Origin of the sequence: Bacillus thermotolerans (assembly GCF_000812025.2) — a bacterium.
Taxonomy (GTDB): domain Bacteria; phylum Bacillota; class Bacilli; order Bacillales; family Domibacillaceae; genus Quasibacillus; species Quasibacillus thermotolerans.
Map to the genome: position 1 here is coordinate 45,555 of NZ_JWJE02000027.1, position 10,112 is coordinate 55,666.

Annotated in this window: 9 protein-coding genes and 1 tRNA gene; 2 read left to right on the top strand and 8 right to left on the bottom strand. The window is 41.8% G+C overall.

Annotated elements, in window-relative coordinates; all coding sequences use genetic code 11:
* Positions 1 to 89: 89 nt before the first annotated feature.
* The 4 genes from queG to QY97_RS11525 form a co-directional block, all read right to left on the bottom strand.
* Positions 90 to 1,235: a tRNA epoxyqueuosine(34) reductase QueG gene (gene queG, locus QY97_RS11510; RefSeq protein WP_039233577.1), complete on the bottom strand. Its 1,146-nt coding sequence runs from the start codon at positions 1,233 to 1,235 to the stop codon at positions 90 to 92.
* Between the two features lie 129 nt (positions 1,236 to 1,364).
* Positions 1,365 to 1,438, bottom strand: a tRNA-Gly gene (locus tag QY97_RS11515).
* Between the two features lie 244 nt (positions 1,439 to 1,682).
* The gene (locus QY97_RS11520) at positions 1,683 to 2,318 is read right to left on the bottom strand and encodes a YczE/YyaS/YitT family protein (RefSeq protein WP_039233579.1); all 636 of its coding nucleotides are present in this window, start codon (positions 2,316 to 2,318) and stop codon (positions 1,683 to 1,685) included.
* Between the two features lie 265 nt (positions 2,319 to 2,583).
* Positions 2,584 to 2,925, bottom strand: coding sequence for a GlpM family protein (locus tag QY97_RS11525; protein ID WP_039233581.1), 342 nt, complete (start codon positions 2,923 to 2,925; stop codon positions 2,584 to 2,586).
* A gap of 133 nt (positions 2,926 to 3,058) precedes the next feature.
* Between QY97_RS11525 and QY97_RS11530 the strand changes: the two genes are divergently transcribed.
* A complete protein-coding gene (locus QY97_RS11530; protein WP_039233583.1) occupies positions 3,059 to 3,943 on the top strand; it encodes a LysR family transcriptional regulator in 885 nt (294 codons plus the stop codon).
* Positions 3,944 to 4,711: 768 nt separating this feature from the next.
* Positions 4,712 to 6,238 carry a BCCT family transporter gene (locus tag QY97_RS11535; RefSeq protein ID WP_039233586.1) on the top strand — a complete coding sequence of 509 codons (1,527 nt, stop codon included), beginning with the start codon at positions 4,712 to 4,714 and terminating at the stop codon, positions 6,236 to 6,238.
* Between the two features lie 102 nt (positions 6,239 to 6,340).
* Here the strand turns inward: QY97_RS11535 and QY97_RS11540 are convergent, their stop codons facing one another.
* The 4 genes from QY97_RS11540 to QY97_RS11555 form a co-directional block, all read right to left on the bottom strand.
* The gene (locus tag QY97_RS11540) at positions 6,341 to 6,871 is read right to left on the bottom strand and encodes a DUF6241 domain-containing protein (protein ID WP_039233588.1); all 531 of its coding nucleotides are present in this window, start codon (positions 6,869 to 6,871) and stop codon (positions 6,341 to 6,343) included.
* 149 nt (positions 6,872 to 7,020) lie between these two features.
* A complete protein-coding gene (locus QY97_RS11545; protein ID WP_039233590.1) occupies positions 7,021 to 7,917 on the bottom strand; it encodes a DMT family transporter in 897 nt (298 codons plus the stop codon).
* A 267-nt stretch (positions 7,918 to 8,184) separates the two neighbouring features.
* Positions 8,185 to 9,366: a macrolide family glycosyltransferase gene (locus tag QY97_RS11550; protein ID WP_039233592.1), complete on the bottom strand. Its 1,182-nt coding sequence runs from the start codon at positions 9,364 to 9,366 to the stop codon at positions 8,185 to 8,187.
* Positions 9,363 to 9,797 carry a helix-turn-helix domain-containing protein gene (locus tag QY97_RS11555; RefSeq protein WP_039233594.1) on the bottom strand — a complete coding sequence of 145 codons (435 nt, stop codon included), beginning with the start codon at positions 9,795 to 9,797 and terminating at the stop codon, positions 9,363 to 9,365. The genes QY97_RS11550 and QY97_RS11555 overlap by 4 nt, the downstream gene beginning before the upstream one ends.
* Positions 9,798 to 10,112: the final 315 nt, after the last annotated feature.

A 10,112-nucleotide genomic window follows, 5' to 3' on the forward strand; every position in this document is an offset into this window, starting at 1 on the left:
GATTGATCACACTTTTCATAACTGCTTCTTCTGTCGGCTACCTGTAGGAGTAATTCTTCACAGAAGCATGTAATTCATTCTATTCGCGGCTACTGCTTTTCATGATTCTTTACAGAAGATATGGCTTGTTCAATCTCCTGTTGAACCTCTTCATCTGTTTCTTTTTCCTTTGCTGCGAGAAGGGCTTCAAGTGCTTGACCGCCGCCGATTTTGGCAAGTGCCCAAGCAGATGTGCCTCTGATCACGGGGCGGACATCATTCAACAAAACATCGACTAAAGCAGGTACACTCTCTTCTTCTTTAAAGTGGGCCAAAGCGATAATAGCATTTCGCTGAATCGGCTTCTTCCCTCTCCACGAGCCTGACATGTAGCCAAATGTTTGCTTAAATTCTTTATTACTCAGGTGCAAAAGAGGCTCTAAAAGCGGCCTCACTGCCTCAGCGTCAGGTTCCATTTCTTCGTGAAGGTGAAAATCAATGCCTTTGTTTTTTGGACAAACCGTTTGGCACGTATCACAGCCGTATATACGGTTTCCTAGTTTTTCACGGAACTCTTCAGGCATGAAGCCCTTCATCTGGGTTAAAAAAGCGATGCAGCGCTGAGCATTAAGCTGCCCGCCTTGAACAAGCGCACCTGTCGGACAAGCATCCAGGCACTTTGTACAAGTGCCACACTGGTTTTCGATCGGCGCATCAGGTTCAAGAGGCAGGTTGGTAACCATTTCTCCCAGATAAACGTAAGAGCCAAACTCAGGCGTGATAATCGAGCAGTTCTTACCGCTCCAGCCTATCCCCGCCCGCTCAGCAACCGCTCGATCTGCCAGCTCTCCTGTATCCACCATCGAGCGGAAGCGGGCGTCTGGCACTTTGGAGGAGATAAATGCCTCAAGTTTCTTCAGACGGCCGCGAAGGATCGTATGATAATCCTCTCCCCAGGAAGCACGGCAGAAGATCCCTCGCCGCTCGCCTCTCTTCCCCTTTACTGACTCTTTCATTTTAGAGGGGTAAGCTAGAGCAATAGCGATAATCGAACGAGGTTCCTCTAAAAGCAATGAAGGATCTACACGTTTATCGATATCCTTCTCTTCGAAACCTGAAGCATAGCCTAACTCCTGCTGACGCAAGAGACGGCTTTTTAGTTCGGTAAACGGCGAGGCGGATGTGAAACCAATCTTATCTATGCCGATTATTCGGCTGTATTCGATAATCTCTTGCTTCAGCTGCTGGTAATCCATAAGCTTTTCCTCCTTTCAGAGAGATATCTATTTCGTTCGAATTTTTATATAAAATGAAAAAACGCAACATTTTATCCATCCAGGGAATAAAACATTGCGTTAATAAACGAGTTAATGACGATATAATAATGGAGCGGGTGATGGGAATCGAACCCACGACATCAGCTTGGAAGGCTGAGGTTTTACCATTAAACTACACCCGCGGACAATGTATAACTCGTAATATGTTTTTCATTATATAAAAAAATATTGTCGAATACAAGGGGATTTTTATTATTTTTAGTTTTATTACAAGATACAACTTATTTTAAATAAACATATAGCCTCGAGCGTTCCAAAGGCCATTATAATCCTCTGGTCCAGCAGGAACGAACACGGCTATAATACCTGAAATGAGCGTCAATCCTCTTGCCGCCAAATCGGCAGCTCCAATTTCTTCCTTTCAATCTAGGAGGCGATACTGCCTTCTCTTTCCTCTAGTTTTCTCTTCTTCATAGCTGCTATATAAGGCAAGAACCATTTAATGAATAGACCTGTGAGGAAAGCATTGATCAATGTCCCTACACCAAGTGCCCCTCCAAAGTAAAAAGCAGCAGCAACAAGAAAAAGATTAATTAACGCTCGTGTATAAGCAATGTTCCACCCCGTCAGCTCAGATAGAACAAGCATAGAACGATCGAGGGGATTAGGCGCAAACGCAGACTGCAGATAAGCAGCGATCCCTAATCCCATTAACACCACTCCGAGCATCATAGCAGCAAATTGTCCAAAGAGGCTCATCGGCTCTCCCCAGCCCTCAATAAAAAATAACCATGCATCTATACCTATACCTGTAAAGAAAGAAGTGAGCAAAGCGAAATACTCAGGGCGCTCTCTCTTAAGGACTGCATTACCCAATATTAATACTAATCCAACAACAATTTCCCAGCTCCCTACAGTTAACCCAAACGTCCGATGCAGGCCAACGAGAAGAGAATCAAACGGGGAAGCACCTAAACCCGAGATAATCGTAAGAGCGATTCCTAATGTCATAATAAGAATTCCCGATAAATAAAAGAAAAACCCTTTTCGCATGAAAGCCATGGAACCACTCCTTCCTCCTATTTTGAAATGAATCTATATAGTTTATGAAAGACCGATCTTTAGAGAGCTTCCAGCTTTATCCTACGGCACAAATAAAAAGCTTTCAACGCAATGTTAAAAGCTTTTCATATACGGATTCATCACCCGCATCAAACAAGAAGCTACAGCGGCATACAATTATTACTCATTATGCCCTTCGGTGTCATTATCGTCAAGATTTAATTAGGCTGCCTTTATTACTTACTCCTCTAGTCAGCCTCTGCATTTAAATATTTGTCTCTTGCGATACAAAGTATAAGCAGCCTGTCATGTAAAGAATATAGATACCAAAAGCAACAACTACAGCATACACAGGCTTCACCCACTGAGTTAACAGGAAGATGCCTCCAATTAAAATCACTGCTCCGAAAGCGCCGAAAATGGCGCTTTTTTGTGTCATCCTAAAGTCTGCAAGATTCATATTTTTCATCTGCAAACTAATATTGATTAACGTCATGATTGGAAGCAATGTGATTACACCTGATAAGAAAAGGTATTTAGACTTGCTTAATAACGAGGCTGCCACCATGACTATACCGCCTATTAGAAACTGGACTATGTAACTCACCACGGTCTCTCCTTTAGTACAAGTATTCAAATGATCAGTTGAATTGATTTTATTTTATTCTCCCCTGTGATATAAGTAAACTAAATATAATTGATATTAAATATAATAAATCCTTATATTGCGAGGGGTAAAAATGAGCTTAAAGAAGTATATGGCTTATATAAAAACTGTAGAGACCGGCAGCTTGACAAAAGCAGCGGAAATACTGAATTATACGCAGCCGAGCATTAGCCAAATGATTAGCAGCCTAGAAGAGGAATATGGTTTCCCCCTGCTAGTAAGACAAAAAAATGGAGTAAAGCCTACTGAAAACGGGTGGAAAGTGCTAAAACCTATGCGAGAGATTCAAAAAGGCTATGAAAGGTTATATGAGACAGTTCATCATATTAATGGATTGGAAACCGGGACAGTTCGAATAGGTGCTTACATAAGCATTACTGCCAGTTGGATGCCTAAAATACTCAGTGATTTTAAACAGCTATACCCTTCTATAGAGATTCAATTATTTGAAGGAAATGCTTCGGAACTGGATCATTGGCTAGAGGAGGATATCATCGACTTTGCGATTGGCAGCTCTCATAACGGCAAATGGGACTTCCGTTTCTTACTGGAAGATCCTATTGTCGTCATTATGAATGATCAGCATAAGCTGGCGGAGTTGAAGAGCTTTCCATTACAAGCGATGGAAACAACGGATTGTATTTTGCCGTATCCTGACTCTTTATTTGAAATCCATCGTTTTATAAAAAAGGCAGGGATTAGGCCTCAAATGGCCTATCAAATAAGAGGCGATGAAACCATTATTGCTATGGTGCGGAATAATCTGGGTATTAGCTTATTGCCCCAACTGCTGTTAAGCAACTCTAATCTGGAGAACATAACTGTAAAACCAATGAGTCAGCCTGTTTCCCGAAGCGTTGGGATTCTTACAAACAAGACAAAGCATGTGCAGACTCCCTCTATCACGAAAATGATCCAATTCATTGAGGTTTGGATAAAAAATCAGGACTTCATATAAGTAATAAGCTGCTGGCTGTGCCAGCAGCTTATTACTTATCTTGCTTATACACTGTTGGAATATCAAAATAAATTCTTCAGGGATATTAGAATAAATGGCGTCTAGTGCTCCCCAATTTTATCGCCCCCTTCAGATTAGCCACAGGTATCCCCCAAACAGACTCCAAGAGTCCAATTCGTATCAAGAATATTTCACCATACTTTCTGCATACTAAAATAAAAATGTTTAACGGGTTATACAAGAGGAGAGAAGGTGTGGTTTCTTTTTCAATTAAATACGATTCCTTCTCTCTGATTGCATCATTTGCCTTCAAATTGGAACAAAATACGACATAATTCGGAGAATTATTAAGAATTAGCAAGAATCAAGCCATCTGAGAAGCGGTGAGGGGCCTAGAACACGAATAGAGCTTGAATATCACGTGTGTTCAAGTTAACTACTTTTGTTATACTATCCAGGTGCCGTCAGAATCTCAGGTAATTTATTCCGCTCCAGTGGCTAATTACTTCTATAATTGTGTTCTTCACATTTATTTACCCCATACCAAGCTGTAACACAGACAGCAGATGGCTAAATTCCAATAAGCAATTAAGAATTTAGTTGCTTTCCCAAGAGTGTTTATTTAGGTGTAAGCAATTAAATTAGTGCATGTTCAAAAAGTTATTTACAAGTGCGCTTCAAGAGATGTTCATTGGCTGTACATTTTTATGTGCCCCAATTGAAGTAAAGCTACTGTGAATAATAAAAGATAGGAGTTATTTATAAAATATGAAAAATGCTTCAGTTGTTTTGTACGCATCTCTAGCCATCCTGGCAAGCCTTGTTCTCGCGGGAATAGTGGCGCCTGAATGGTTAGAAAACATCACTAGCAACACCCAAAGCTTTATTACCAATTCATTCGGCTGGTATTACTTAGGTTTGGTATCGGTGTTTGTGGCCGTGTGTATTTATTTATTAGTAAGCCCGCTTGGCAGAATCAAACTCGGGAAGCCGGAAGACAAGCCTGAGTTTTCACGGCTAAGCTGGATCGCTATGCTTTTTAGTGCGGGTATCGGAGTTGGTTTAGTCTTTTATGGTACATTTGAACCGATTAGTCACTATGCAATCAGTTCACCTACTGGAGAGCTAGGCACGGATCAAGGTATCAAGGATGCAATGAGGTTTACCTTCTTTCACTATGGAATACATCCGTGGGCAGTCTATGGTTCTGTTGCCTTAGCTCTTGCTTACTTTACTTTTAGAAAAGGCGAACTAAGCTTAATCAGCAGAACCTTACGACCATTAATCGGCAAGCATGCAGATGGATTAGTGGGTAAAATCATTGATATCATAGCGGTCATTTCAACTATTATGGGAGTTGGAACGTCACTCGGGTTTGGTGCCATACAAATAAACGGGGGGCTATCTTATCTATTTGACGTACCAAATAATATAGCAGCTCAAGCAGTCATCGTCGCTATCGTTACAATCCTGTTTATGGCATCTGCATTAACTGGCATAGGAAAAGGTATCAAGATTCTAAGTAATTTAAACATGGGACTTTCTGCCTTCCTTTTCTTAGTCGTATTTGCTCTGGGACCGACACTTTTCATCCTGAATTTATTTGTTGATACGCTAGGGTCTTACATGCAAAATTTAATTAATATGAGCTTTCGGATTGCCCCGCTTAATGAAGAGGCGCGAAGCTGGATTAATGCATGGACCATCTTCTACTGGGCTTGGTGGATTGCCTGGACTCCATTCGTAGGTGTTTTCATCGCCAGAGTCTCCAAAGGAAGAACCATTCGTGAGTTTGTTGTGTACGTGCTGCTAGCTCCAACACTTATTAGTTTCCTATGGTTCACGACATTTGGGGGTGCAGCGATCACAACCGAGTTATCCGGATTCTCCATCTCTTCATTATTACCCGAAGAATCCCTCTTCGGAGTGTTAGAAGGTTATCCATTTAGTATGGGGCTATCCATTTTAGCCATTTTCATCATTCTTACATTCTTAGTTACATCCGCAGACTCTGGTACGTTTGTTCTAGGGATGATGACAACTAACGGATCCTTAAATCCAAGCAAGCAAATCAAAGCCATATGGGGAATCTTTCTTTCCGGTATTGCTCTTGCCCTGCTTTATTCCGGTGGATTGCAAGCTCTTCAAAACACAATGATCATCGCAGCCCTTCCATTTTCCATTGTGATCGCGGTTATGGTCATTAGTTTGCTTAAAGCTTTACACAAAGAGGAAAAAGAATTGCGAAGCAGCCAATTAAGAAACACTAAAAAACAGAAAACAGCTGGTAAATGATAACAACTCCCTTAAGGTAAACAGATGAAACAATAGAATCTGTCTACTTTGAGGGAGTTATTTTATAGCTAAATATGAAAGCCGCTTGCATAAGCCAGCAGCTTATTGTTTATCTTTTCTAAAGTTGTTCTCTATAAAGAGCCTCTCTTCTTCCTCACTCATGAGCCCTTCAGCCTTCCCGACGTTACCACCCTGCAGCCTCCACAAGAAGTTATGATCAGAATCGGCTTTACTAAAATCTCCCGCTCTCCAGCGCTCCGCAATACTGAACAAATCCTTCTTATGAACGAAATCGCTGTTTTGAAGAGTCTTATAAATCTTCTCTATATTTTCAGGAGTCATCTCTACAGCTCCCCATTTTTGGTCGGCCTTTACCTTTTGATGTGTCATTTTGTGCATAGTATTGATCACAAAGTCCTCTGTCACATCCGCAGGAAATTCAAGAGAGCTGATAATGTCTCCGCCCACCTTTTGAGAATGATCAGGTTTCGGTTCACCGAATATTGCAGCAAGCGGATTGACTCCCTTCTCTTCCTGAGCCTGTACATAGCTTTGGATAGCAACAATGCCGCTTACAGCCACTAGCAAGAGCGTTGTCACCGTTATAATTAAAATAGCTGAAAGTCTTCTCATTGATTAGCCCCCGTCTTCGCACGCATCATACTTACTACTCCATATTTCTGGCGCATATATATGTATCTCTCACTATCAATCTATATAATGCCAGATGTAACGCCTGATCGCAAGAGTTGATGAAGCCCGTGCAGGAGCTGTTCCGATCGTTAACTTTTCGCCTTTTCTTGCCTTCTACCAGATTGCGTCGTCAAGAAGACCCCAGCCACCACGACAAGCGCGCCAACCAGTTGTATAACAGTAATCGTTTCATTCAACCATATATAGGCTCCAGCCATTGTTACAACGGGCAATAGATTTAAAAATACAGAGGCTTGAGAAGGGCTCAGTAAATCAACTGCGCGATTATAGAGCACTAAGGCAACAACGGAAGGAAAAATGCCCAAGTATAAAAACCCGGCTATATGGGAAGGGAATGCAATTGTCGGAATGCCTCCAATTAACCATTCTACGAAAACGACAGGAAGCAGGACCATCACTGAAATGCCCGTCATAAGAAAGAGAGCAGCAAACGAAGGGAACAAATGCATGTAACGCTTCACATAGATAGAATACAGTGCCCACGAAACAATGGCCCCAATCATAATGACATCGCCAATATTCCAAGAAACAGAAGCCAATTGAAAGACCTTTCCTTTTAAAACGACCAAAACTGCTCCCAAAAAAGACAATAGTGCACCGGCCCATTGTATTCCTCGGAGCTTCTCCTTTAGCATCACAGCACTTAATATAATAGTAACAACAGGAATAACGGATTCTAATACAGATACATTCGTGGCAGTTGTAAAATGCAGAGCTCCATAAATAAATGTATTAAAGAATGTAACACCTGTAACTGTCATAAGCAAGAGAGGCCGTCTATGTTCCCAAAACGCAGAACGCTCCTTCCAGGCACTCAGAAACCCAATCGGAAAGAGAACAATCAACGCGACGACTAAACGCGAGAAGGCAAGCGTCAACGGCGGCAAATCATTTAGAGCTTTTCCAACAAGGATATTCCCTGCATAAAACATAACAACAAGCACCATTAGTATATACGGATACATGAAGATCCCTCCCTTCCACGACTGCTTTGTAATAAATGTATGGCCAAACAGTTATAATAAGACACTCACTTATCTTCTTACCCCGATGAAGGGCTGCTTCTAAAGTTACCTGTGCTTGACTGAATGCATGGCTAATGTAACGGGAAAACCCAGGCGCACAAATAGCCTGGGTTGCCTTTGAATACTCAACCTTTTATCCCAACCCTGCAAACCTATCCCTTTCCGCCACGGAGACTTTATTCATCCTTTCATATATTTTTAAAGCTGTCAGGATTTCTCTTCAATTTTAGCTAAAATGACATTAGCTGCTTGCGACGGACCCCCAGCGTTTCTAAAACTCTCTGACAGCCTCTTTGCCTGCTCCTGATACGTTCGGTCTGCCAGCACCTCAGCTGCTGCTTTTTTCAAATGCTTCACCTTGCTTCCTTGCAATTTGATTCCTGCTCCAAGCTCTTCAACACGATCGGCCACTAGTCTTTGCTCACTGTGCATTGGAAATAAAATCATCGGGACCCCATAATACAGACTTTCATTTACACTATTCATGCCGGCATGTGTAATAAATACATCTGCTCTTCTTAACATGGCGATCTGATCGACCCATCGTTTAACGGTAAAATTGGCTGGCAGGCTGCCCAGAGAGGCGATGTCTGTTTTTTCGCCAACTGACATCACTATCTGGTAATCACTATGTGTAAATGCTTTGATGCAATTGCGATAAAATTCCTTGTTTTGATTAAGCACCGTTCCCAATGAAATATAGATCACCTTTTTATCCTTTCTCCTATCCGTCATCTCACCAGAGCACCGAATAGAAGGACCAACAAAGGCATAACGATTGGAAAACGTTTCTGCCAGTGGCTGGAATTCTTTTGTTGTGTACACAATGGTGTCTGTTTCATTATCATTTTCAATCAGCGAGACGAAGCGATCCACTCTATACCCATGGGACCTAAGAAGCTGCATTTTCTTATTGATTCGCGGCATGCTCACAATCATCCTCAGTATTTCCATGATCCCTCGCTTCATCAGCTTGGCTGTATATTGATTAAAGGCAAAAGTCGTAGTCGAGCAAACGTAAGCAACTCTTAATTTCTCAGCAAATAATTTTCCCCACAAGCATACAGAATCCGATACAATACAGTCCGGCTGAAAGGCTCTTAATTCTTTACACACTTTATCATCTAAGGCAACCGCCATATCCACTGCCATTTCAATCAGAGCAGCAAAATCCTTGCCAGCTTTACGATTCAATTCCTTTTCCTGTAACTGGGGCAAGTACTCATCACAAGAAATGAACTTGGCCCCGGCTTGCTCAATTTCCTCTTGAAATGCTAAGAAGGAATAGTACCAAACTTCATGGCCTTTATTCACCAGTTCAGACACCACTGGCAGTGTCGGATTGGTGTGTCCATGCGCAGGGATGGAAAAGAATACAATCTTACTCATTCCGGATCTTCCCCTTCTGCTCTGCGAATCATATCCGCAAATTCCAGGAAGCTCTCACTTTTTAGAAGGGCAAGACCATTTGTATCATCCTCCCCCAAAACGACAAGCTTATCACCAGTGTGAACCTGGTATAACTCTCTTGCCCGTTTGGGGATGATGATTTCTCCTTGTGCCCCTACCTTTACCACACCGAAGAACTGCTTTCCTTTAGGACCAAGCTGCCTTATCTCCTCCTCGCTCATCTTGTCAGATAATTGGTCTAGCGTGACTTGAAAGAGACCCGCTAACATCTTAGATTTATAAATATCAGGCAGAGCCTCCCCATTTTCCCACTTGGCTACTGTTTGACGTGATACGTTTACTCTCTCAGCTAACGCTTCCTGACTCATCCGGTGTTTCTTGCGCAAAATGCGAATATTCATCCCAATCATGCCCTCATCTCCTTATATGTTTAAACATATAAAAGGCTGAGGGTAAAGTCTACCAATAGTCTGTCGCATTTTTTGTTAAAAATTGTGGCAAAGCTCCTTTTCCGTTATATCCTTTCACCTCTTAAAAACTTAAGCTGTATGGCCTTGGGTTGTAAAATACGAGTTAGCCCTTGTTATAAAAACCTCTACTAATTAATACGGCTGATATTTGAAGCATAAAAAATGGTTCTAAATCAAATGTTGGGGTTTTAGGCTACCGCGCTACGCTTGGTGGCCTCTATAAAAAATGATGGATGGTACCATTCATCATTTTTG

Coding starts and splice junctions, on each gene's coding strand:
- QY97_RS11530 (WP_039233583.1), top strand. CDS start 3,059: ATGAGCTTAAAGAAGTATATGGCTTATATAAAAACTGTAGAGACCGGC.
- QY97_RS11545 (WP_039233590.1), bottom strand. CDS start 7,917: ATGTATCCGTATATACTAATGGTGCTTGTTGTTATGTTTTATGCAGGG.
- queG (WP_039233577.1), bottom strand. CDS start 1,235: ATGGATTACCAGCAGCTGAAGCAAGAGATTATCGAATACAGCCGAATA.
- QY97_RS11550 (WP_039233592.1), bottom strand. CDS start 9,366: ATGAGTAAGATTGTATTCTTTTCCATCCCTGCGCATGGACACACCAAT.
- QY97_RS11555 (WP_039233594.1), bottom strand. CDS start 9,797: ATGATTGGGATGAATATTCGCATTTTGCGCAAGAAACACCGGATGAGT.
- QY97_RS11535 (WP_039233586.1), top strand. CDS start 4,712: ATGAAAAATGCTTCAGTTGTTTTGTACGCATCTCTAGCCATCCTGGCA.
- QY97_RS11520 (WP_039233579.1), bottom strand. CDS start 2,318: ATGGCTTTCATGCGAAAAGGGTTTTTCTTTTATTTATCGGGAATTCTT.
- QY97_RS11540 (WP_039233588.1), bottom strand. CDS start 6,871: ATGAGAAGACTTTCAGCTATTTTAATTATAACGGTGACAACGCTCTTG.